Source organism: Brachybacterium phenoliresistens (genome assembly GCF_000576425.1).
Taxonomy (GTDB): Bacteria; Actinomycetota; Actinomycetes; order Actinomycetales; family Dermabacteraceae; genus Brachybacterium; species Brachybacterium phenoliresistens.
Map to the genome: position 1 here is coordinate 444439 of NZ_KK069988.1, position 21892 is coordinate 466330.

Genomic DNA, 21892 nt, shown 5'->3' on the forward strand with positions numbered 1-21892 from the left:
CACGCCGCGGTCCGCTCAGACGTCGAAGCGGTACGTCACGTGGGTGGCCAGGGGTGTCGTGCGCGAGCTCACGGGCCGGGCCGCGAGATGGGGCGTGCGGGAGAACAGCCGCTCCCCTCCCCCGAGGACGAGCGGGGCCACGTGCAGCCGCAGCTCGTCCAGCAGCCCGGCGCGCAGGAACTGGTCGATGGTCTGCGCCCCGCCGCAGATCGCCACATCCTCCTCGCCGGCCGCCTCCCGGGCCCGCCGCAGCGCCTGCTCGATGCCGTCGGTGACGAAGTGGAAGGTCGTGCCGCCCTCCAGGCGCACCGGCTCGCGCGGGTGATGGGTGAGCACGAACACCGGAGCGCGGTACGGGGGCTCGGGGCCCCACCAGCCCTCCCAGGGCTCGTCCCACTCCCCGCGCACCGGCCCGAACATGTTGCGCCCCATGATGAACGCGCCCGCGGCGACGATGCGCTCCCGCTCGACGGGGCTGTCCTCCGGGCGCTCGAACTGCCACCGGTGCAGCCGCTCGCCGCCGATGCCCAGCGGCTCCTCCCGGCTCTGCTCCGGTCCGGCCACGAATCCGTCCAGGGACACGGTCACGTCGCACACCACGGCCCCCATGGCTCCTCCTCCGCCTCGCTCCGCCGTCCCCATTCTCCGCCGCCGGCGCCTCCGGGGGAAGGGGCGGGGCATCGGTCAGGACCCGGCGGCGGGGGTGACCCGGCCGTGGGTGCCGTCGACGGTCACCAGCGCTCCGTCCTCGATGAGGCGGGTCCCCGTCCCGGTGGCCGTCACCGACGGGATCCCCTGCTCCCGGGCGACGATCGCCGCATGGGATCCCGGGGACCCCGCGTCGACGACGACCGCCGCGGCCCGCAGGAACAGAGGGGTCCAGGCAGGGTTGGTGAAGGGGCAGACGAGCACGTCCCCGTCCTGGAGCCGGGCGAAGTCCTCCGGCCCGCGGATGATCCGCGCCGGCCCCGTGGCGATGCCCGCCCCCGAGGGCATGCCCGTGGCGAGCGCCCCCGGACCCCCGCGAGATGGGAAGACCCGGGCCGCATCCAGCATCGGCACCCCCTCGAGCTCGGCGCGGCGGGCCGCCCGTCGCCGCACGGCCCGGCGCAGCTCCCGGCACCGGGCCTCCGGCAGGCTCTCCGGGGCCGGGATCGCCGAGATCTCCTCCCAGCGCAGGTGGAGGACGTCCTCGGGGTCCTCGAGCACGCCTGCGGCCGCCAGGCGCCGCCCCGACTCCCGCAGCGCCCGGCGCAGGGTGGGCAGCGCGGCGGTGAAGTGGAAGTGCGAGTCCTCGCGGAAGGCCACGCCGGCCTGCGCGGCGCGGATCCATCGGTCCGCCCGGTCGGCGGCGCGGGGCCCGCGCAGCCCGGGGTGGGCCAGGAGCCGGCTGCGGGCCGCCCGGGAGCGGGAGGCCCGGGGCGTCGCGTCCCGGGGTCGCGCGAGGTTCGCCCGGACCATCCCCAGCACGATCTCCGGGCACTCGTCCAGGGTCGGGGTGCTCACCAGCATCGAGGAGGTCGTCTCGCGTCGGCCGAACTCCTCGAGGAACCTCGCCAGCCCGTCCTGGAGGAGGGGGTGCCCGCGGTCCGCGGCGAGGCGGACGAGCTCCTCGGGAGACCGCGCGGCGATCATCCGCTCCGTCAGGGCGGGATCGGCGCGCACGGCGTCGGCGAGCTCCTCGAGGGCGCGGTCGGCGTCGGCGGTGCGGGTGCGGGCGCCGCCCAGCAGATCCGCGATCAGCGCGTGCTCGCCCAGCAGCAGGGCGAGCAGCGCGAGGCGGGCGACGGCGGCGGCGCTGCCGGGCAGGTAGTCGATGCGCAGGTCCCGGCACGTCTCCAGGGTCGCGAAGGCCCGGGGCGGCACGGCGAGCAGCGACTGCCAGTCCAGCGCTGCGAGGTCCAGGTCCTCGAGCGCCGCGATCTCGGCGAGGAACTCCTGCTGGCGCGGGTCCCGCGCCCACACCGCGGGGTCGAAGCGGCGGATCCGTGCCGCCAGCTTCGCCGGGGTGGCCAGGAGTCGGGCCGTCGGCCGCGCCCGGGCGGGGAGCAGCTGGACGGCGACACCGTCCTCCTCCCGCAGGAAGCCGGCGAACAGGCCCTCCACCCCGTAGAACCGGGCGATGCCCTGCATCATGCGTGCGGGACCGTGGGCGATCTGGGTGGTGACGTCCAGCGGGTACGGGCGCACGGGCAGGAACTCCAGCAGCACGGAGCACTGCAGGCGCTGGGCGGGCGAGAGCGGCACGGACGGCGGGGGCAGAGCCGTCATCGGCCGGGCCTGGGTGATCTGCACGCCGCTGCCGTCGGCGGCCCATTCGATGTCCTGGGGCCGGCCGAAGTGCTCGTCGATGCGGCGGGCCAGCGGCAGCAGCGCGGTGAGGACCTCGTGCGGCAGGGCGGCGGGGACGGCGCCGGTGGCGGGGTCCCGGCCGGGGGTGCGGGACAGGACGCGCCCGGCGGGGCCGACCACGAGGTGCTCCGCCGTGACCGCTCCGGACACCACCGCCTCCCCGAGGCCGGGGACGGCGTCGATCACCAGGCGGTCGCGGGCGCCGGTGACGGGATCGGCGGTGAAGGCGACCCCGGCCCAGCGGGCGGGGACCATCCGCTGGAGGATGACGGCGATCCGCACCTCGTGGGGATCGATCCCGCGCTCGCGCCGATAGGACACCGCCCGATCGGTCCACAGCGAGGCCCAGCATCGGCGCACCGCGGCGAGCACCTCCTCCTCCCCGCGGACGTCGAGGACGGTGTCCTGCTGCCCGGCGAAGGCGGCGCCGGGCAGGTCCTCGGCGGTGGCGCTGGAGCGGACCGCGACCCGCGCCTCGTCCTCCCCCGGGCCCCGCAGTCCCTGATAGGCGCTGCGGATCTCGCGGTCGAGGTCCGCGGCGATCGGGGCGTCCTCGAGGGCGCGGCGCAGGGCGGACGGGGGCGCAGCGGGATCCGCGAGCAGAGCGTCGAGACCGGCGCGGTGCGCGGCCGCGACGTAGGCGTCGGTCGTGATCACCGCGCCCGGCGGGACGGGCAGGCCGGCGCGCAGCAGCTCCCCGAGGTTCGCGGCCTTGCCGCCGGCGCGGTCCAGGTCCCCGGCGCCGAGCGCCGAGAGCGGGAGGACCGATGACCGGCCCGGCGGGCTCGGGGGCGATGGGGCGGTCATGGCACTCCTCCTCGAGCTGCGGTGCCGGGATGCTCATGCTGGACCTCCCCGACCGGAAGCGCAACGTCCCCTCGCCCGGGAGTCCCGCGCGCGGGAGCTCTCACCGGGCAGGGCCGGGGTCCTCCTGTCCCTGGTGGTACCGCAGCACCGCCATCACCCGCCGGCTGGAGCGGTCGTCTCCCACCAGGTCCAGCTTGTCGAAGATCGCGCTGCAGGCCTTCTCCACGGAGCTCAGCGACAGATGCAGCTGCTCGGCGATGCCGCGGTTGGACATGCCCGCGCTCATCGCCTCGAGCACCTCCAGCTCGCGCGGGGTCAGGCGCTGGATGCGGCGCTGCTGCTCGGGGGTCGCCAGCAGCCCCCGCAGCACCGCGGGGTCGATGACGGTGCCGCCGGCGGCCACCCGCTGGACGGCGTCGAGGAAGGCGTCGATCTCGGTGATGCGGTCCTTCAGCAGGTAGCCCACCCCCGGGATGTCGGCGCCCAGCAGCTCGGTGGCGTACTCCCGCACCACGTACTGGGACAGCACGAGCACGCCGACCTCGGGACGGGCGCGCTTGATCGCGAGGGCGGCGACGAGGCCCTCGTCGGTGTGCGTGGGCGGCATGCGCACGTCCACGATCGCCAGGTTCGGCCGATGCTCGGCGACGGCCCGTTGGAGCGCGTCGCCGTCGCCGACGGAGGCGAGGACCTCGAGGCCCTCCTCCTCGAGGAGGCTGCGCAGGCCTTCGCGCAGGAGCACGGCGTCGTCGGCGAGGATGACGGAGATGGGGCCGGTGCCGGGCCGGGGGGATCCGGTCGTCGTGGTCTCAGGCATAGGGCAGCTCCGCGGTGATGGTGGTGGGCCCGCCGGGCGGGCTGTGGACGTCGACGCTGCCGTCCAGGGCCGCGACGCGACGCGCCAGGCCCTGCAGGCCGCCGCCCTCGGAGTCGGCCCCGCCGATCCCGTCGTCGATCACGCTCAGGTGCAGGGTCCGGCGGCGCGGGGCGCCCGTGCGCCACAGCGCGATGCGGATGCTCTCGGCCCGGGCGTGCTTGACCACGTTGGTCACGGCCTCGCGGGCCACGAAGTAGGCGGCGGACTCGACCGGCCCCGGCAGCCGCTCCTCCAGCTGCACGTCGAGCTGCACGGGCACGGGGCAGGTCTCGGCGACCTCCGCGAGCGCGGAGGCGAGCCCGCGCTCGTCCAGCGCGGTCGGGTGGATCCTCCAGGCGACCTGGCGGACCTCGTCGATGAGGGACTGGGACTGGCGGTGGGCCTGGTCCAGCAGGGCTGCGGTGCGCTCGGGGTCCTTCGAGCGCCGCGCACGGGCGATGAGCACGGACAGGGAGACGACGTTCTGCTGGACGCCGTCGTGGAGATCGCGCTCGATGCGCCGGCGCTCGTCGTCGATCGCGACGACCACGCCGCGCCGGGTGGTGACCAGCCGCGTGATCCGGGTCTCGAGCGCATCGGCCCGCAGCATGGTGGGGAACCATCGCCGCAGCAGGCGTGCCTGCAGCCACAGCGCGACCTCCGCCCAGCCGACGCAGGCGAGGAAGGTCGCCGGCCCGTAGATGAGCAGCACCAGCAGCGCGGACTGGGTCACGACCCACATCTCGAAGACGAAGACGACCTCTCCGCCGAAGAGCAGCTGGCCCAGGCTGCCGAGGGTCACCACGATCAGCTGCTGCAGGAGATTGGCCATGACCAGGCCGAGCACCGTCGAGCCGGCGCCGTGCAGGAGGGCCCGCCCGGGCCCGAGCGCGGCGCCGTCCGGATCCTGGTGCACGAACCGGGCGAAGCGCTCCAGGCGCCGGGCGTCCCAGCGGTCCACGGCGGCCAGCGGACGGCGGATCCGGATCAGCGCCAGCAGCGCCGCGAGCATCAGCAGCGGCCCCGTCGCCAGGCCCAGCAGGACGGCCACGACGCTGCGCACGGCCCGGCGCAGCAGCCGTCCGGCCTCCTGGCGCAGCGGGGAGGGGAGCGAGTCGTCGCGGTCCATAGGTCCGATCTGTCCGGGGCGGTGCCGGCTCGCACCGCGGCGAGGGGCTTCGACGAGGGCCGATGCTAGCAACGCGGGCGCGGGCGCCGGCATGGGGATTCCCGTAACACCGGCGTCCGGGTGGCCGTACGCGGCCGTGCAGTCCGCCCCGTGTCCGGGCGCGGGGGGCGGTCCCTAGCGTGGAAGCACCTCCTACCCGGAAGCCTGCCACCATGGAATCGCTGCTCCAGCTCCTCGAGGCGACCCTCGCCTCCCCCTGGCTCTACGCCCTGATCCTGGCGGCCGTCGCCGTCGACGTCCTGCTGCCCCTCGTGCCCGCCGAGACGATGGTGATCGCCGCCGGAGCCTTCGTCGCCGCCGGGCAGGTCGACCCGGTGCTGCTGGTGCTCAGCGCCGCCTCCGGCGCGCTGATCGGCGACCTGGCCGCGCATCATGTCGGGCGCGCCGCCGGTCCGCTGGCCCGCTGGGCCCGTCGCTCGCGGATCGCCGACGGCCTCTTCCGCTGGGCGGAGGCCGGGCTCGAGCAGCGCGCGGCCGGGATCATCATGGCCGGCCGGTTCATCCCCGGCGGGCGCACCGCCACGGCCATCACCTCGGGCGTCCTGCACTTTCCCCGGCGGCGCTTCGTGCTGTGGGCCGCGCTCGCCGGCATCGTCTGGTCGCTGTACAGCGCGGGGATCGGCATGCTGGGCGGCGCCGCCTTCCGCGACCGACCGCTGGTGGGGGTCGCGGTCGGCATCGGCGCGGCGCTGCTCCTCGGCGGCGGGGCGGAGCTCCTGCGGGCCCGGCGCACGGCCCGCTCCCGTCCGGGCGCGGACGGCGCGGCGGCGGCGACGGACGACGTCCCCGCGCCGCGGCAGGCGGCGCAGCCGGCCCCGGATCCGGGACGGGGCGGCGCCGGGTCTCAGTCGGCCCCGGCCCAGGGCATCTGCGTGCCGTGAGGCTGGGGGTCCAGCGGCACCACGAGCACGGGGCGGTGCTGATGGTGGGCCAGGTGGGCGGCGACGGATCCGCTGAGGAACTCCCGCAGGGAGCCGCGCAGCCCCGCCTCGCGGGTGCCGACCACGATCATGATCGCGTCCAGCTGCTCGGCGAGATCGGACAGCTCGACCGCGGGATTGCCGGCGAGCGCCCGCACCGACCAGCTGATGCCGCGGCCCTCGAGGGTGCGGCCGATGCTCTGCTCGAGCATGGGGTCGAACCGCTCCGCCTTCTCGTCCATGAGCTCGGGGTCGATCGACGAGGCGATGATCGTCCCGTCCAAGCTCTGGGCGACGGTATATCGGGCGATGTCCACGCTCGCGCAGACCAGATCCGCGCCGAACCGGGAGGCGAAGTCCGCGGCGGTCTCCACCACGGCCGACGGCTGCCCGGGGATGACTCCCACGACCACATGAGCGTTCATGACCCGATGGTCGCACATCCCGGCCCCTCGCGCGAGACGCAGGTCACACTGTGATGGGCTCGTGTCCCCAGGAATACTTCTGACGCCCGGAAGTTGGGATAGGGGCACGTGCCTCCGCCGGCCCCTCGGCCGCCCGGAGGCAGATCACGCGACGCAGAAAGCCGGACGCCCCCATGACCCACGCCCTGTTCACCCCGATCACCCTGCGCGGCCTCGAGATCCGCAACCGGATCTGGGTGCCGCCGATGTGCATGTACTCCGCCCTCGCCGAGGACGGCGTGGTCACGCCCTTCCATCTCATGCACTACGGGTCGTTCGCGCGCGGGGGCGCCGGGGCGATCATCGTCGAGGCGACCGGGGTGGTGCCCGAGGGACGCATCTCCCCGCGCGACTCGGGCCTGTGGAACGACGTCCAGCGCGACGCCCTGGTCCCGATCGTGCAGCTGGCCCACGACCACGGCGCCGCCATCGGCATCCAGCTCGCGCATGCCGGGCGCAAAGCCTCCACCCATCCGGGATGGGGCACCGACAGCTCCGGCAGCCTGGGCGCGGAGGAAGGCGCCTGGCGCACCGTCGCCCCCTCGGCGATCCCCTTCCCCGGCCTGGACGTGCCCGAGGCGCTGGACGCCGCCGGCATCGACGCGGTGGTCGAGGCCTTCGCCGCCTCCGCCGTGCGCGCCGCGCAGGCCGGGTTCGACCTCGTCGAGGTCCACGCCGCCCACGGGTACCTGCTGCACGAGTTCCTGTCCCCGCTGAGCAACGAGCGCACCGACGAGTACGGCGGCGACCTCGCCGGCCGCGCCCGCCTGCTCCTGCGCGTGGTCGACGCCGTGCGCGAGGCCGTCGGCGAGGACATGCCGGTGCTGGTGCGCCTGTCGGGCACCGACTGGCTCGAGGGCGGCCTCACGCTCGAGGAGGTGGGACAGGTCGGGGCATGGCTGTCCGAGCACGGCGTGGACATGCTCGACGTCTCCAGCGGCGGCAACCTCCACCCGGCGCCGATCCCCGTCGGCCCCGGCTACCAGGTCCCCCTGGCCGCCGCGGTGAAGCAGGCCAGCGGCCTGCCCACCGCCGCCGTCGGGATGATCGACGAGCCCTTCCAGGCCGAGCAGGTCGTCGCGACCGGCCAGGCCGACGTGGTGCTGCTGGGCCGCGAGATGCTGCGCGACCAGAACTTCCCGATCCGGGCCGCCAAGGCGCTGCGCTTCGCCGGCCACTACATCACCCCGCAGTACGAGCGCGCCCACTCCTGAACGGGAGACGGGCCGGGGCGCCGGGCAGCGCACCGGCACCCGCCCGCCGCGCGGCCCCGGGGAACGCGGCCTCCGCACCCCGGGGCCGCGTTCCGGCGGGGCGGCGCGGGCCGATAGGATTCCGGCCATGTCGACCATCCCTGCCCCGCAGTCCCCCGCCGGCGACGTCACCGAGTACGTCCTCACCCTCGTGTGCGAGGACGGTCCGGGGATCGTGCACGGCGTGAGCGGCGCGGTGGTCGGCATCGACGGCAACATCACCGAGAGCCAGCAGTTCGCGAGCGCGGAGACCGGTCGCTTCTACATGCGCCTCCAGGTCACCTCGCCGGCGAGCGCGGAGCAGTTCGAGCAGGCCCTGGCGCCCGTGGTGGCCCGCCACCGCATCGAGCACGTCCTCGACGTCGCCTGGCGTCCCCGCCGCACGCTGATCCTCGCCTCCAAGGCCACGCACTGCGTGAACGACCTCCTGTACCAGCGCGCCAGCGGCCACCTGCCCATCGACGTCCCGCTGATCCTCGCCAACCACGACGTGATCGCCCCGCTGGCCCAGCACTACGGCGTCCCCTTCGAGCACCGCGCGGTCGCCGGTCCCGAGGACAAGGCGGCCTTCGAGGCGCGCGTGCTCGAGATCGTCCAGGAGGCGGACATCGAGCTGGTGGTCCTGGCCCGGTACATGCAGATCCTCTCCCCGGAGCTGTGCGAGGCGCTCGCCGGACGCTGCATCAACATCCACCACTCGTTCCTGCCCGGCTTCAAGGGCGCCAACCCCTACCGGCAGGCGTACGCCCGCGGGGTCAAGCAGATCGGGGCGACCGCGCACTTCGTGACGACCGACCTCGACGAGGGGCCGATCATCGAGCAGGACGTGATCCGCGTGGACCACACGCGCTCCCCCCGCGAGCTGATGGCCATCGGCCAGGACGCGGAGTCCCGCACGCTGCGCCAGGCGGTCGGCTGGTTCGCCCAGTCGCGCGTGCTGCTGGACGGCACCCGCACCATCATCTTCCGCTGAGCATCGGGCCGGGACCGGATCGCGAGCCTCGCGTCGGCCCGGCCACGACCCGCCTCCCCGTCAGACCAGGCCCTGCTCCCAGGCGGTCCGCACGGCGGAGGCGCGATCGCCGACCCCGAGCTTCTCGTAGACGTGCACCAGGTGCGTCTTCACGGTCGCCTCGCCGATCCCCAGCCGCGTGGCCACCGCCCGATTGGTGCAGCCGTCGGCGACCAGGCGCAGCACCTCGCTCTCGCGGGCGCTGAGCGAGGGCCGCGACTGCCGGGCCCCGGTGAGGGCGGCCAGCGCCGCCGGCACCAGCACCGGGCGGCCCGCCGCCAGGTCGTGGACGGCACGCACCAGCTCCGGGCCGCGGGCGTCCTTGAGCAGATACCCGTCGGCCCCCGCGTCCAGGGCGCCGACGATCTCGCGGTCCGTGTCGTAGGTGGTCAGCACCAGCACCCGGGTGCGGTCCCCGCGCCCGCGCAGCGCCCGGATCGCCTCGACCCCGCCCAGGCGCGGCATCCGCAGGTCCATGAGGACGACCTCGGGGGCGTGCTCGGCGATCATCGCGAGCGCCTCCTGCCCGTCCTCGGCGGAGCCGACGACCTCGATCCCGGGCCCCGCGCCGAGCATGGCGACGAGACCGTCGCGCACCACGGGATGGTCGTCCACCACCAGCACCCGCACCGTCGCGGTCATCGCGGGACCCTCGCGGTGAGGAGGGTCCCCTGCCCGGGGGCGGTCTCGACCTGCAGGCTCCCGCCGGTCTCGGCGACGCGCTCGCGCATGCTGCGCAGGCCGTGGCCGCCGGCGGGAACTGCCGCGGGGTCGAAGCCGGAGCCGTCGTCGCGGATCCGCAGCAGGGCGTCCCCGTCCTGGGCAGAGAGCGTGATCTCGACGCTGCCGGCGCGGGAGTGGCGGGCCACGTTCGCCAGCGCCTCCTGGGTGACGCGGATCAGCACATGCGGGTGCGGGCAGGGCCGGGGCGCCTCGTCCGCGTCGAAGGTCGCCACCACCCGGTGGGCCCGGGCCCAGCGGCCCACGATCTCTCCGAGCACCTCCACGGGGTCCCCCTCCCCCAGCTGCTGCGGGGCGAGGGCCTCCACGGCGCGCCGGGCGTCGACCAGGCATTCGCGCGCGGTGTCCTCGGCGATGGCGATGCGCTGGCGGGCCGGGTCGCCCAGGGCGTCGGCCGGCAGCGCCTCGAGCTGGCGGATCACGCCCACCAGGCCCTGGGCGACGGTGTCATGGATCTCCCGGGCCAGGCGGGTGCGCTCGGCCAGGACGCCGCTCTCGCGGGCCCGGCGCAGCAGCTCCTCCTGCAGGGCCTGGTTCTCCCGGGTGGCCAGGTCCAGCTCCCGGGCGGCCTGCTCGCGCGCGGCCACCTGCCGCTCCCGCTCGTCGGCGAGGTACCCCATCCCCAGGCTCAGCATCACGTTGACCAGCAGCAGCAGGCCGAACAGGGCGGGGACCGCCGCGACGCCGGAGGGCCCGCCGGACTGTCCGAAGGCGCAGATCATGGCGGTGACGATGACGGAGACGAGCGCCGTGCGCCTGGTGAGGAAGCGAGAGGCGTCGATGTACCCGGTGAAGGCGTAGATGCAGGCCAGGGGGTTCAGGGCCACCGTCAGCAGGACCAGTGCCTGGTGGAGGACGAACAGGCCGGTCAGCAGCGGGTCCCCGGGGCCGCGGCGGTGCGCGCGGCGGGTCATGAGCATCCGCAGCAGCAGCGTGGCGGCGGCAGGCGCCAGCGAGTACGGCACGGAGCTCTCGTATCCGAACGAGGGCGAGACCTGCCACCCCACGCCGAAGGACACCGCGGCGAGGACCACCGGCAGCCAGGTCTCGAGGAAGCGTCCCATCGGGCTGTCGGTCGCGGGGATCGGCCCGACCATCGCGGGACGTCCCGGGGGCCCGAGGAACTCCCGCGGGGAGCCGGGGGTGATCCGGGGGGAGTCGGCGAGCATGTCCCCCAGTCTCCCCCGGCGCCCCGGTGCCGCACCAGCGATGGGGCATCCACCGATCGATGGAGCCTCGCCCACCCGGTCGGGGGAGGCCGCGCCGCGCGGCCCCGCCTAGCGTCGGTGCCATGACATCCGCATCCTCCTCCGCGACCGCGCCGGCACGCACCGGCGCCGACCCCTCCCCCGCCCGCCTCCACCACCTCGACGCCCTGCGCGGCGGCGCGCTGCTGCTGGGCGTCGTCCTGCACACCCTGCTCGGCTTCGTGCCCGGGCAGTCCTGGCTGTTCATCGACTCCCGGCCGGCAGGCTGGGCGCTGCCCGTCATCTTCGTCATCCATCTGTTCCGGATGGTGCTGTTCATGATGCTGGCCGGGTTCTTCGGCCGGATGGTGCTGCACCGCCGCGGCGCCGGCGCCTACGTGAAGGACCGCCTGCTGCGCATCGGGCTGCCGCTGGTGGCGTTCTGGCCGCTGGCCGTGCTGACGCTGCCGATCGTGATCGTCGTCGGCTCCGCCCTGCGCGGGACGGAGATCCCCACCGACCCCCGCGCCGCCGAGCAGCCGGGCCTGCTGGACATGCTCACCCCCGGCCAGCTCTGGTTCCTGCTGCTCCTGCTGGAGATCGCCCTGGTGGTCGTCCTCTCCCGGGCGATCCTGCTGCGCGTCCTCGGCACGGAGCGCGCCGGGGCGATCTCCCGCCGCCTCGGCGCGGTGCTCGCCTCCCCCGCCGGCATCGCCATCGCCGCGGTGCCCTACGGACTGGGCCTGCTCGCCCAGGGCGTGCGCACCGGCGGGATCCAGGAGCCGCTGACCATCGTCCCGGTGCCGGGCGCGAGCATCGCCTACCTGGGCGCGTTCCTGGTGGGCTGGTTCCTGCACGCCGCCCCCGGCTCCCTGGCGCAGGTAGCCCGGGCCTGGCCGGTCAAGCTCGCGCTCGCCGGCGTGCTCTCGGTCCTCGCCTTCCTGGTCCCCGGGCCGATGGAGATCGTCCTGGTGCCCCTGGCCTCGTGGGCCTGGGTGCATGCCCTGGTCGGGGTGACCGCACGGTTCCTGGACCGGGAGATCCCCGCGATCCGGTACCTGGCCGATGCCTCGTACTGGATCTACCTGATGCACCTGCCGCTGGTGGTGGCCCTGGGCATGGCGCTCGGCGACCTGCCCTGGCCGGCCCTGGTGAAGGTGGCGGTGAACCTCGTGGTCACCACCGGCCTGCTGGTGCTGGTCTACGACGCGATCGTGCGCAGCACCTGGATCGGCCGATGGCTGAGCGGGCATCGCCGCCCCCGGGCGATCCTCACCCGGGCACGGCGATGAGCGAGGGCTGAGGTCCGATCAGCCCTGCTGATCCCGGCCGATCGGATCGGCACCGACCTGCGCCGCCGCTCGTGCCTCGCCTCGGCTCCGGCCGGAGCCGGTCCGATCAGCCCTTGACGCCTCCCGCTGCGGCGAATCCCGTGCCGAGGCTGCGGCCCATGATGAGGTACAGGGCCACCACCGGCAGCGAGTAGAAGATCGAGAACGCGGCCAGCTGCCCGTAGGCGACCTGCCCGTACTGCGAGGAGAAGGTGTACAGGGTCACCGCCGCCGGCAGCTGGTCCGGGCTCAGCAGCAGCATGAACGGCACGAAGAAGTTCCCCCACATCCCCACGAAGGTGAAGATCGTCGCGACCGCGAGGCCGGAGCGCATCAGCGGGATCACCACCGAGCGCAGGGTCCGCAGCACCCCCGCCCCCTCGGTCCACGCCGACTCCTCGATCTCCACGGGCACGGCATCCATGAACCCCTTGGTGAGGAAGATGGCGTAGGGAAGCGACGAGGCGCCCAGGAACAGGATCGCCCCGACCATCGAGTCGATCAGGTTGACCTGCACGAACAGCGAGTAGACCGGGATCATGATCGCGGTGATCGGCAGGCCCGTGGCGAAGATGACCGTCAGCAGCAGGGGGCGCTTGGCCGCGAAGCGGTACCGGGAGAAGGGATAGGCGCACAGCACCGCGGCGACCATGGTGACGATCGTGGCGCCGCCGCACAGGATCAGCGAGTTCGCCAGCGGACGGAACGTCGTCTCCGTGTTCCAGATGGCGGCGAAGTTGCCCAGGCTCCACTGCTGCGGCCAGGAGACGGCGAGGGTGGCGCTGGTGTCGAAGGAGGCGAGCACCACCCACAGCAGCGGGATCAGGAAGGCGACGCCGATGACGGTGATGGCGAGGCTGGAGGCGGTCTCCACGGTGCGCTCGCGCGGGCCCTTGCCGCTGCGGCGGGGGCGGACGGGGGTGCGGGAGGCGGTCATCGCTTGTCCTCCTCGGGGAGCAGGCGCAGGTAGACGAGGGAGGCGACCGCGCCGATCAGCAGCAGGATCAGGGCGACCGCGGTGCCGTAGCCGAGCTGGCCGTAGGAGAAGGCCTGCTCGTACATGTACAGCGGCAGGGTCTGGCTCTTCCGGGCCGGGCCGCCCCCGGTCATGATGAAGATCAGCCCGAAGACCGACAGGGTCTGCAGGGTGATCAGCATGAGATTGGTGGCGATCGCGGGGCGCAGCAGCGGCAGCGTGATCGACCAGAACCGGCGCACGGGCCCGGCGCCGTCCATGGCCGCCGACTCCTGCACGTCGCCGGGGATCGCCCCCAGCGCCGCGGAGTACACGAGCATCGAGAAGGCCGCTCCGCGCCAGATGTTCGCGAAGCTCACGGCGATGATCGGCGCGCTGAACAGCAGGGTCTGCTTCGGCAGGCCGACCACGCCGAGGATCGCGTCGAGGCTGCCGCCGTCGGCGAAGAACGTGTACAGCAGGTATCCGGCGACCACCTCGGGGAGGATCCAGGCGGCGATCACGATCGAGGTCATCACGAAGGCGACGGCACGATGCGCCCGTTCCATGAGCAGCGCCAGCGTCATCCCCAGCACGTTCTGGCCGATCACGGCGGAGATGGTGGTGAACACGATCGTGAGCACGACCGCGTTCCAGAAGTCCCCGTCCCCCAGGGCCCGGGCGAAGTTGTCCAGGCCCACGAAGGAGGTGTCCGCAGCGCCCTCCCCGCGGATCGCCTTGTCGGTGAAGGCCAGGTACAGCGAGTACAGGATGGGCCCGGCCATGAAGGCGAGCAGCAGGATCGCGGCCGGGAGCATCGGCAGGGCGCGCACCAGGGACAGACGGTCCCCGATTCCCGCCCGGCGGCGGGACCGCCCGGTGCCGCGGCGGCCGGCCTCGGGGCGTGCGGCGGATGCCGTGGTGCTCATCGCTCCTCCTCCTGGACGTTCTCGGCGCCGACGATCCCGGTGACCTGGTCGCCGTAGGCGGCCAGGGCCTGGGCCGGATCGGCGGTGCCGGTCATCACGACCTCCATCGCCTCCTGGATCGCCGCGGACACCTCGGGATAGGCCGGCAGGGCGGGCCGGTACCGGGCCGTCTCCAGCAGCTCGGTGAAGAAGCCGACCGTCGGGCTGTACCCGAGGTAGCGCTCGTCGGCGGCGACATCGGCCCGCACGGTGATGTGGTTGTCCTCGATCGCCCGCAGGACCGAGTTCTCGGGGGCGCACAGCGCCTCGATGAAGTCGAAGGCCGCCTCCTTGTCGGTGGCGTACTGGGGGATCGTCCAGCCCCACCCGCCGGCGAGGGTCACCGATCCGGGGTCCTGCCCGTGCTGGGTGGGCATCTTGGCCAGGCCCATGGTCTCGGACCACTCCGGCCAGGCGCCGGCGGCGCCCTCCGCCCAGCTGCGGGAGATCCACGACCCGTCCAGCAGGATCCCCAGCCGTCCCTCGGGCAGCAGGGTCGAGTAGATGGTCTCGGAGATGTTGGGGTCCAGGTGCTGGGACAGCGGGAGGGTGAGCTCCTCGTCGAACAGCGTCCGCAGGAAGGCCAGGGAGTCCTCGAAGCCCTGGCTGCCCAGCACCCAGCGGCGGGTCTCCTCGTCGTAGAGGGTCGAGCCGGTGCCGTAGAGCAGCATCTCGAACCCCTGCATGGAGGCCTTCTCCCCCTGCGCCTTGCCGGAGAAGACGAACAGCGGCGCCGCCTCGGAGGCGGAGTCGCGGATGGTGCGGGCCGCCTCCAGCACCTCCTCCCAGCTCGCCGGCTCCCACGGGTCCGGCAGCCCCGCCTCGGCGAACACGTCGCGGTGGTACCACAGGGCGCGGGTGTCGGTGGAGACGGGGATCCCGTAGACGTGGCCGTCCTCGCCGGTGAACGCCTCCTGGGAGGCCGGGGCGATCTCGTCCCACAGGGGCCATCCGGCGATCTGGTCGTCGATGCTCTGCAGATAGCCCGCGCCCACATCGGACAGCAGGATGAAGGAGTCCTCGTAGACGACGTCCGCCGAGGTCCGCGGGGAGGACATGAGCAGCTCGTTCTTGGTGAAGTAGTCGTTCTCGGCCGCGACGATGGGGACCAACTCGATGCTCACGCCGGGGTTCTGCGCGGTGTAGCTCTCGGAGACCCGCCGCAGCATCGTCTCCATCTGGGTCCCGGAGCCGAACTGCTGGTAGGCCACCCGGATGGTGCCGGGGTCGCGGTCCGCGCCGGTGCATCCGGCCAGCGCCGCCAGCGGCAGCACGACCGCGGAGCCGGCCGCGATCCGGAGGAAGGTGCGTCGCCCGGGCGGCGACGGTCGCATGGGGGCGGGCATGGGTGGCGTCCTCCTCGACGACGGAATCGCCCGAGGGACCGCGCGGGCCTCGGGCCGGACGGGTGATCCACCTTACACACGTGCTCCGCGCCGTCCCGGCGCGACGCGCGCGCCCCGATCCCGCCCACCGCGGGCGGTCAGGACGACGGCGTCAGCACGAAGCGCTCCGGCGAGCGTCCCTGCCCGCGGGCGGCATCGGCGTAGCGCATCTCGCGCGGCACCTGCGCGATGTCGAACCACCAGGCGGCGTGGGGCACGAGCCGCACATCGTGCCAGGGCACGTCGAACTGCTCCTCGCGCCAGCGGGTCAGGGCCACCTCGGCCCGGCGGCCCAGCGCCGTCAGGGCCAGTCGGCGCAGCTCCGCCGCCCGATGCACCCCGGGCCGGCAGGACGCGGGCACCTGCACGCTGCCGTCCAGCGGCAGCGGCCAGCTCGTCTCGCCCCAGGCGAGGACGCTGCCCCGGCCCTCCCCGAGGACGACGGCGGGGAAGCGGATCCGCGCCGGGTCCACGGGAGAGGGGCGCGGGCGGCGGGCCAGGCTCCCCAGCGAGTCGTCGACCCAGGCGCCGGGCAGCAGGTCGCGCCCGCGGAAGGAGACCTCCACCAGCACCGCATCGGCGAACCGGCGCAGGGCCGGGGCGGGGTCCGGGGCGGTGAGCAGGTCCCGGCGGGCGGCGGCGAGCACCCGCACCTGGGCGACGTCGCCCGGCGCCGGGGACAGCGGAAGGTCGAGCACGGTGCCCGGGGCGGGCGGTTCGTGGATCCTCATCGGCGGAAGCGGGCCTCGGGCCGGTCCTCCCGCGCGATCTGCACCATCTCCTGGAAGCGCCGGTTCATCGGCGGCAGATCGTCCAGCGGGGCGAAGCGCGCCTGCGTGTTCTCGCCGTCGGCCGGGTGCGGCTCCCCGCCGGTGTGCTCGAGCAGGAAGCACAGGTCGAGGTACTGGGCCTGGTCCCCGTTGGGGTAGGTCATCGGCGGCAGGGTGCGCACGTCGATCAGGCGCAGCGGACGGCACTGCACCCCGGCCTCCTCGGCGACCTCCCGCACCGCGGCGCGGGCGGGCTCTTCGCCCGGATCGATGATCCCGGTCACCGGGGTCCACGCCCCGGTGTCGGCGCGGCGCACCACCAGCATTCGGGTGCGCTGCGCGTCCAGGACCAGGGCCGTGACGCCCGGCATCCACAGCGGGGCATGGCCGATCCTCTCGCGCAGCGCGAGGACGAAATCAGGGGTGGGCATGCCGCCACTGTACGGGCCGTCCCCGCCGGGGGCGGCGAGGCCCGCGGCGACCCGCCGCCCCGATCAGCGGCGGCGCTTCTCGCGGATGCGCACACCGATCTCGATGGGCGATCCCGCGAAGCCGAAGTCCTCGCGCAGGCGGCGCTCGATGAAACGGCGGTAGCCGTGCTCGAGGAAGCCGCTGGCGAAGATGACGAAGCGCGGCGGGCGGGTCCGGGCCTGGGTGGCGAAGAGGATCCGCGACTGCTTGCCGCCGCGCAGCGGGTGGGGGTGCGCGGCGACCAGGGTGCCCAGGAAGGCGTTCAGGCGGCCCGTGGGGATGCGGGTGTCCCACGAGTCCAGGGCGGTGTTCAGCGCCGGGACCAGCTTGTCGGTGTGCCGGCCGGTCTTGGCCGAGAGGTTCACGCGCGGCGCCCAGGCGACGTGCGCGAGGTCCTTCTCGATCTCCCGCTCGAGCTGCGCGCGCCGCTCCTCGTCGATGAGATCCCACTTGTTGAAGGCGAGGACCAGGGCCCGCCCGGACTCCAGGACCATGTCGATGATCTTGAGGTCCTGGGTGGAGATGGTCTCGGAGGCCTCCAGCAGCACCACGGCGACCTCCGCGCGGTCCAGCGCGGAGCGCGTGCGCAGCGAGGCGTAGAAGTCCGCGCCCTGGGACTGGAGCACTCGCCGGCGGATCCCGGCGGTGTCCACGAACGTCCACGGCACCCCGCCCAGCTCGATCTTCTCGTCGACCGGGTCGCGGGTGGTGCCGGCCTCGTCGTCCACCACCACGCGGTTCTCCCCCGCGAGACGGTTCAGCAGCGACGACTTGCCCACGTTGGGGCGGCCGACGAGGGCCACCCGGCGCGGGCCGCTGTCCGGGGGCAGGCCGCGGCCCTCCTCCGGCATGACCGCGAGCACGGCGTCCAGCAGGTCGCCCGAGCCGCGCCCGTGCAGGGCCGAGACCGGGTGCGGCTCGCCGAGGCCCAGGTTCCACAGGGCGGCGGCCTCGAGCTCGCCGCGCTCGTCGTCGACCTTGTTGGCGCACAGGATGATGGGGCGCTTCGCGCGGCGCAGGACCTTCAGCAGCTGCTCGTCGGTGGCGGTGATGCCGACGTTGGCGTCCACGACGAACAGGACGACGTCCGCCAGCTCGACGGCGAGCTCGGCCTGCTCGGCCACGCGGTAGGCGATGCCCTGGACGCGGTCCTCCCAGCCGCCGGTGTCGACCAGCCAGAAGTCCGTGCCGGACCACTCGGCCTCGTAGAAGACCCGGTCGCGGGTGACGCCCGGGACGTCCTCGACGACCGCCTCGCGGCGGCCCAGGATGCGGTTGACCAGCGTCGACTTACCGACGTTGGGGCGGCCGACGACGGCCAGGACGGGCAGCGGGGCGCGCTCGGCGCCGCGCGGCAGCTCCTCCTCGTCGCCGGCGAGCAGGGCGAGGTCCTCCTCGTCGAGCGCGTAGTCCTCGAGCCCGGCGCGCCAGGCCGCCTCGACGGCCTCGTCGTCGACGCCCGTCGCACCCGGCATCCCGGTCGCGGCGGCATCGGCGTCGGCCGTCGGACCGGGAACGGCCGGGGCCTCGATCCCGCGGGCGGCGTCGACGAGGGCGAGCACGCGCTCGAGAACCTCGTCCACGGAGAGGTCGGTGGTGTCGATCGTGACCACGCCCTCGGCGGCGGTGAGGAACTCCGAGACCGAGGAGTCGTCGCGATCGCGGCGCACGACCTGGTCGTGCATGCGCTCGCGGGTCTCGGCGGAATCCTCCAGGCCCAGCTCCTCGGCGCGGCGGCGCATGCGCGCCTCCTCGCTCGCGGACAGGAGCACGCGGACCTCGGCATCGGGCGCGACGACGGTGGTGATGTCCCGGCCCTCGGCCACGCACACGCCGCGCTGCGCGGCGGCGGACTGCAGGATCTCCCGCTGGAGGCGCTGCAGCACCGGGCGCAGCCGGGTGTTGGTGGCCACGTCGCTCACGGCGGCGCTGATCCGCTCGGTGCGGATCTCCGCGGTGATGTCCCGGCCGCGGACGCGGACGTGCGGGTCCTCCGGGTCGGTGCCGAGGTCCAGGTCGAGCTCCTCGGCCAGGGCGGCGACGGCCGCATGGTCGGCGAGGTCCACGCCGTCCTCGAGGGCGGTCCAGGTCACGGCGCGGTACATGGCGCCGGTGTCGAGCAGGCCGCCGCCGGTGGCGAGGGCCGTCCGGCGGGCGATGGTGGACTTGCCCGATCCGGCGGGACCGTCGATGGCGACCACCACGGCGCTGCCGGCGGGTGCGCTGGGCGGGGTCTCGGCGTGCGCGGGCGCGGGATCGGAGGCGTTCATCCCCCCAGGATACGGGCGATCAGCTCTCCGCGACGGTCCAGCCGCGCTCGCGGAGCGCCTGGGTGAGCAGTGACTCATGGGCGCGCTCGATCGACACGTGGGCCAGGCCCACCTTCTTGCCCAGGGTGTGCTCGAGGTGGAGGTCCTCGAGGTTCACGCCGATCTGGCCGATCTCGGTGAGCAGCCGCGCCAGGTGGCCCGGGCGATCGGGCACCAGCACCACGATGGTCGTGAAGGCGTCGCCGGCGCCGCCGTGCTTGCCGGGGATGCGCTGGACGCCGCGGTTGCCGTCGGCGATGAGGCCCGCGAGAGCCCGCCGGGACCCGACGCCCGGATCCGGGTCCCCCTCGAGGGAGGACAGCGCCTGGAGGACGGCCTCGAGCCGTTCGCGCACGTCCCGCAGGACCGGGCCGATGGCCGCGGCGTTCGCGCCGAGGATCTCGACCCACAGCCGCGGGTCGGAGGCGGCGATGCGGGTCGTGTCGCGCAGCCCCTGCCCGGCCAGGCCCAGCGCCTGCTCCGGGCCGTCGACGAGGGTGGCGGCCAGCAGGGAGGACATGATCTGGGGGACGTGGGACACCAGCGCGACGGCGGCGTCGTGGGTGGCGGCGTCCATCTCCACCGGGACGGAGCCGAGCTCGACGGCGAGGGCGCGCAGGATCGAGCGGGCCTCGGGCCGGGTGCTCCCGTGCGGGACGACCACGAAGGGCCGCCCCTGGAACAGGTCACCGCGGGAGGCGATCACCCCGGCGACCTCGCGGCCGGCCATGGGATGGGTGCCGACGTAGCGCGCCAGGGCGTCCTCGTCGAGGTCGCCCGCGCGCCGGGCGGCGACGATCCCGGCCAGCACGGTGGTCTTCACGCTCGCCACGTCCGCGACGATCGCGCGGGGCCACCGGGCCAGGGCCTCGACCGCGAGCTGGGCGGCGACGTCCGGCGGGGCGGCGACGAGCACGAGGGCCGGGTCGGGGTCCCCGGGGCGCGGGGCGCGTCCCACGCCCATCTCCACCGCGAGGGCCTGGGTGCCCGGGGACACGTCCTGGACGACGACGTCGACCCCGGCGGCGCTCAGCGCGAGCCCCAGGGAGCCGCCGATCAGCCCGGTGCCGATGATCCGCACCGGGCCGGGCACCAGCACGGTCCCGCCGGGCGCCCGGTCCTCGGGGCTCACAGCCCGACCTCGGCCATCAGGGTGCCCAGCTCGCGCCGGGTCAGCTCGCGGGTCTGCCCGGGGCGCAGGTCCCCCAGCAGCACGGGGCCGATGCGGGTGCGGGTGAGGTGGGTGAGCTCGAAGCCCTGGGAGGCGAACATGCGCCGCACGATCCGGTTGCGGCCCTCGTGCAGCGTCACCTCGACCACCGCCTCGCGCCCGTTGTGGGCCACCAGCTTGGCGCTGTCGGCGCGGGCCGGCCCGTCCTCGAGCTCGACGCCCTCCCGCAGCGTCTTCACGAGGCCGCGCGGCGGTGCGCCGGGGGCCGCGAAGCGGCACACGTAGGTCTTCTCGATGGCGAAGCTGGGATGGGTCAGGCGGTGGGTGAGCTCCCCGTCGTTGGACAGCAGCAGCAGCCCGTCGGTCTCGTAGTCGAGACGCCCGACGTGGTAGAGGCGCTGGTCGTAGCGCTCGACGAACTCGGTGAGGTCGCGCCGGCCCTCCGGGTCCCCGAGGGAGGTCATCACCTTGCGGGGCTTGTTCAGCACCACGGTCAGCGTCCCCCCGTCCAGCTGCAGCCGGCGCCCGTCCACGTGGACGGCCTGCCGCGCGGGGTCCACGCGCACGCCCTGCTCGGTGACGATCACGCCGTCCACGGCCACCCGGCCCTGGGCGATCAGCGCCTCGCAGGCGCGGCGCGAGCCGAGGCCGGCCTGGGCGAGGACCTTCTGCAGCCGCTCGCCGTCCTCGCGATGGATCTCCTCCGGCTCGGGCCGCGCATCGGCCCGGCCCTCGCTGTCGCGCAGCCGGACCGTGCGCGGCGGGGTGAAGGCGCTGCGACGGCGCCGGCGCGGAGCCCGGCCCTCGGCCATCAGGCGGCGCCGCCGCGCGCGATGAGCTCGCGGGCCAGCTGGCGGTACGCGTCGGCGCCCTTGGTGTTGGAGGCGAAGCTCGTGATCGGCTCCGCAGCCACGGAGGCGTCGGGGAACTTCACGGTGCGGTTGATGGTGGTGTGGAAGACGACGTCCGGGAAGGCCTCGACCACGCGGGCGCACACCTCCCGGGCGTGCAGGGTGCGCTGGTCGAACATGGTGATGAGGATGCCGTCGATCTCCAGGGCCGGGTTGATGCGGTCCTGCACCTTCTCGATGGTCTCCACCAGCAGCGCCACGCCGCGCAGGGCGAAGTACTCGGCCTCCAGCGGGATGATCACGCCGTGGCTCGCGGCCAGGGCGTTGATGGTCAGCAGGCCCAGCGAGGGCTGGCAGTCGATGATGATCACGTCGTAGTCGTCCATCACCGGGCGCAGCACGCGCGCCAGCGCCATCTCGCGGGCGACCTCGTTGACCAGCGTGACCTCCGCCGCGGAGAGGTCGATGTTCGCCGGGAGGACGTCGAGGTTCTCGGTGCGGGTCTCCTGGATCACCTCGCGCACGTCGTGGTCGCGCTCCATGAGCAGGTTGTAGACGGTCACGTCGAGGTCGTAGGGGTTGATGCCGGTGCCGGCGGACAGGGCTCCCTGCGGGTCCAGGTCCACCAGGAGCACGCGGCGGCCGATCTCCGCCAGCGCCGCCCCGAGGCTGATCACGCTGGTGGTCTTCCCGACCCCGCCCTTCTGGTTGACCATCGAGATGACCCGTGCGGGACCGTGCCCGTCGAGCGCCGGCGGCTCGGGGAACTCCGGGAGCGGGCGTCCGGTGGGCCCGAGGCCGAGTTCCAGCGTCTGCGCTGCTGTGTCGCTCACGTATGTGTCCTGTCGTCTGCGTCGCGGTCGGGGGCGCCGGTGCCGAGCGCTGCGGGGCGCTGCGGCG

The 21892-nt window shown here is 74.2% G+C and carries 20 protein-coding genes; 4 read left to right on the forward strand and 16 right to left on the reverse strand.

The genetic code is table 11. From position 1 onward, the window contains the following. Positions 1-15: 15 nt before the first annotated feature. From BF93_RS02065 to BF93_RS02080, 4 genes are all read right to left on the reverse strand, one after another. Positions 16-609, reverse strand: a complete 594-nt coding sequence (locus BF93_RS02065) for a dihydrofolate reductase family protein (protein WP_038370243.1) — start codon at positions 607-609, stop codon at positions 16-18. Between the two features lie 75 nt (positions 610-684). Beyond that, entirely contained in the window at positions 685-3159 is a 2475-nt protein-coding gene (locus BF93_RS02070; protein WP_038370245.1) for a PEP/pyruvate-binding domain-containing protein, read from the reverse strand. A gap of 100 nt (positions 3160-3259) precedes the next feature. Next, positions 3260-3976, reverse strand: a complete 717-nt coding sequence (locus BF93_RS02075; protein ID WP_269518582.1) for a response regulator — start codon at positions 3974-3976, stop codon at positions 3260-3262. Next, positions 3969-5144: a sensor histidine kinase gene (locus BF93_RS02080; RefSeq protein WP_051486408.1), complete on the reverse strand. Its 1176-nt coding sequence runs from the start codon at positions 5142-5144 to the stop codon at positions 3969-3971. The genes BF93_RS02075 and BF93_RS02080 overlap by 8 nt, the downstream gene beginning before the upstream one ends. 212 nt (positions 5145-5356) lie before the next feature. Here BF93_RS02080 and BF93_RS02085 point away from each other — a divergent pair, with 212 nt between their 5' ends. Then, entirely contained in the window at positions 5357-6085 is a 729-nt protein-coding gene (locus BF93_RS02085) for a DedA family protein (protein WP_051486409.1), read from the forward strand. Here BF93_RS02085 and BF93_RS02090 read toward each other — a convergent pair. After that, positions 6049-6549: a universal stress protein gene (locus BF93_RS02090; RefSeq protein ID WP_038370246.1), complete on the reverse strand. Its 501-nt coding sequence runs from the start codon at positions 6547-6549 to the stop codon at positions 6049-6051. The genes BF93_RS02085 and BF93_RS02090 overlap by 37 nt on opposite strands. Before the next feature lie 173 nt (positions 6550-6722). On the opposite strand from BF93_RS02090, the gene BF93_RS02095 reads away from it, so the two are divergent. Beyond that, positions 6723-7802, forward strand: a complete 1080-nt coding sequence (locus BF93_RS02095; protein WP_038370247.1) for an NADH:flavin oxidoreductase/NADH oxidase — start codon at positions 6723-6725, stop codon at positions 7800-7802. 127 nt (positions 7803-7929) lie between these two features. Beyond that, positions 7930-8814, forward strand: a complete 885-nt coding sequence (locus BF93_RS02100; RefSeq protein WP_051486410.1) for a formyltetrahydrofolate deformylase — start codon at positions 7930-7932, stop codon at positions 8812-8814. 60 nt (positions 8815-8874) lie between these two features. On the opposite strand, the gene BF93_RS02105 is transcribed toward BF93_RS02100, so the two are convergent. Both BF93_RS02105 and BF93_RS02110 read right to left on the reverse strand, forming a co-directional pair. After that, positions 8875-9495 (reverse strand): response regulator, encoded by a 621-nt coding sequence (locus BF93_RS02105; protein ID WP_038370248.1) that lies wholly within the window; start codon positions 9493-9495, stop codon positions 8875-8877. Further along, on the reverse strand, positions 9492-10763 hold the full coding sequence (locus tag BF93_RS02110; RefSeq protein WP_051486411.1) for a sensor histidine kinase: 1272 nt from the start codon (positions 10761-10763) through the stop codon (positions 9492-9494). Before BF93_RS02110 ends, BF93_RS02105 begins: the two co-directional genes overlap by 4 nt. Positions 10764-10885: 122 nt before the next feature. Between BF93_RS02110 and BF93_RS02115 the strand changes: the two genes are divergently transcribed. Beyond that, positions 10886-12073 (forward strand): acyltransferase family protein, encoded by a 1188-nt coding sequence (locus BF93_RS02115; protein ID WP_084148180.1) that lies wholly within the window; start codon positions 10886-10888, stop codon positions 12071-12073. A gap of 106 nt (positions 12074-12179) precedes the next feature. Here the strand turns inward: BF93_RS02115 and BF93_RS02120 are convergent, their stop codons facing one another. The 9 genes from BF93_RS02120 to BF93_RS02160 all read right to left on the reverse strand — a co-directional run bounded on the left by BF93_RS02120 (position 12180) and on the right by BF93_RS02160 (position 21825). Continuing rightward, entirely contained in the window at positions 12180-13049 is an 870-nt protein-coding gene (locus BF93_RS02120; RefSeq protein ID WP_038370249.1) for a carbohydrate ABC transporter permease, read from the reverse strand. Continuing rightward, positions 13046-13996: a carbohydrate ABC transporter permease gene (locus tag BF93_RS02125; protein WP_038370250.1), complete on the reverse strand. Its 951-nt coding sequence runs from the start codon at positions 13994-13996 to the stop codon at positions 13046-13048. The genes BF93_RS02120 and BF93_RS02125 overlap by 4 nt, the downstream gene beginning before the upstream one ends. Next, positions 13993-15381, reverse strand: a complete 1389-nt coding sequence (locus BF93_RS02130; RefSeq protein WP_038370251.1) for an extracellular solute-binding protein — start codon at positions 15379-15381, stop codon at positions 13993-13995. The genes BF93_RS02125 and BF93_RS02130 overlap by 4 nt, the downstream gene beginning before the upstream one ends. Positions 15382-15518: 137 nt before the next feature. Then, positions 15519-16151 carry a hypothetical protein gene (locus BF93_RS02135; RefSeq protein WP_038370252.1) on the reverse strand — a complete coding sequence of 211 codons (633 nt, stop codon included), beginning with the start codon at positions 16149-16151 and terminating at the stop codon, positions 15519-15521. Beyond that, a complete protein-coding gene (locus tag BF93_RS02140) occupies positions 16148-16621 on the reverse strand; it encodes an NUDIX hydrolase (protein ID WP_038370253.1) in 474 nt (157 codons plus the stop codon). The genes BF93_RS02135 and BF93_RS02140 overlap by 4 nt, the downstream gene beginning before the upstream one ends. 63 nt (positions 16622-16684) lie before the next feature. Continuing rightward, entirely contained in the window at positions 16685-18931 is a 2247-nt protein-coding gene (gene der / locus BF93_RS02145) for a bifunctional cytidylate kinase/GTPase Der (RefSeq protein ID WP_084148181.1), read from the reverse strand. A gap of 19 nt (positions 18932-18950) precedes the next feature. Beyond that, positions 18951-20102, reverse strand: a complete 1152-nt coding sequence (locus tag BF93_RS02150) for a prephenate dehydrogenase (protein WP_051486412.1) — start codon at positions 20100-20102, stop codon at positions 18951-18953. Then, positions 20099-20953 carry a pseudouridine synthase gene (locus tag BF93_RS02155; protein ID WP_051486413.1) on the reverse strand — a complete coding sequence of 285 codons (855 nt, stop codon included), beginning with the start codon at positions 20951-20953 and terminating at the stop codon, positions 20099-20101. Before BF93_RS02155 ends, BF93_RS02150 begins: the two co-directional genes overlap by 4 nt. Next, entirely contained in the window at positions 20953-21825 is an 873-nt protein-coding gene (locus tag BF93_RS02160; protein WP_038370254.1) for a ParA family protein, read from the reverse strand. Before BF93_RS02160 ends, BF93_RS02155 begins: the two co-directional genes overlap by 1 nt. Positions 21826-21892 lie beyond the last annotated feature (67 nt).

Excerpts from the sequence above, each read along its gene's own strand:
- BF93_RS02065 (WP_038370243.1), bottom strand. The coding sequence starts at position 609 with ATGGGGGCCGTGGTGTGCGACGTGACCGTGTCCCTGGACGGATTCGTG.
- BF93_RS02070 (WP_038370245.1), bottom strand. The coding sequence starts at position 3,159 with ATGACCGCCCCATCGCCCCCGAGCCCGCCGGGCCGGTCATCGGTCCTC.
- BF93_RS02075 (WP_269518582.1), bottom strand. The coding sequence starts at position 3,976 with ATGCCTGAGACCACGACGACCGGATCCCCCCGGCCCGGCACCGGCCCC.
- BF93_RS02080 (WP_051486408.1), bottom strand. The coding sequence starts at position 5,144 with ATGGACCGCGACGACTCGCTCCCCTCCCCGCTGCGCCAGGAGGCCGGA.
- BF93_RS02085 (WP_051486409.1), top strand. The coding sequence starts at position 5,357 with ATGGAATCGCTGCTCCAGCTCCTCGAGGCGACCCTCGCCTCCCCCTGG.
- BF93_RS02090 (WP_038370246.1), bottom strand. The coding sequence starts at position 6,549 with ATGAACGCTCATGTGGTCGTGGGAGTCATCCCCGGGCAGCCGTCGGCC.
- BF93_RS02095 (WP_038370247.1), top strand. The coding sequence starts at position 6,723 with ATGACCCACGCCCTGTTCACCCCGATCACCCTGCGCGGCCTCGAGATC.
- BF93_RS02100 (WP_051486410.1), top strand. The coding sequence starts at position 7,930 with ATGTCGACCATCCCTGCCCCGCAGTCCCCCGCCGGCGACGTCACCGAG.
- BF93_RS02105 (WP_038370248.1), bottom strand. The coding sequence starts at position 9,495 with ATGACCGCGACGGTGCGGGTGCTGGTGGTGGACGACCATCCCGTGGTG.
- BF93_RS02110 (WP_051486411.1), bottom strand. The coding sequence starts at position 10,763 with ATGCTCGCCGACTCCCCCCGGATCACCCCCGGCTCCCCGCGGGAGTTC.
- BF93_RS02115 (WP_084148180.1), top strand. The coding sequence starts at position 10,886 with ATGACATCCGCATCCTCCTCCGCGACCGCGCCGGCACGCACCGGCGCC.
- BF93_RS02120 (WP_038370249.1), bottom strand. The coding sequence starts at position 13,049 with ATGACCGCCTCCCGCACCCCCGTCCGCCCCCGCCGCAGCGGCAAGGGC.
- BF93_RS02125 (WP_038370250.1), bottom strand. The coding sequence starts at position 13,996 with ATGAGCACCACGGCATCCGCCGCACGCCCCGAGGCCGGCCGCCGCGGC.
- BF93_RS02130 (WP_038370251.1), bottom strand. The coding sequence starts at position 15,381 with ATGCCCGCCCCCATGCGACCGTCGCCGCCCGGGCGACGCACCTTCCTC.
- BF93_RS02135 (WP_038370252.1), bottom strand. The coding sequence starts at position 16,151 with ATGAGGATCCACGAACCGCCCGCCCCGGGCACCGTGCTCGACCTTCCG.
- BF93_RS02140 (WP_038370253.1), bottom strand. The coding sequence starts at position 16,621 with ATGCCCACCCCTGATTTCGTCCTCGCGCTGCGCGAGAGGATCGGCCAT.
- der (WP_084148181.1), bottom strand. The coding sequence starts at position 18,931 with ATGAACGCCTCCGATCCCGCGCCCGCGCACGCCGAGACCCCGCCCAGC.
- BF93_RS02155 (WP_051486413.1), bottom strand. The coding sequence starts at position 20,953 with ATGGCCGAGGGCCGGGCTCCGCGCCGGCGCCGTCGCAGCGCCTTCACC.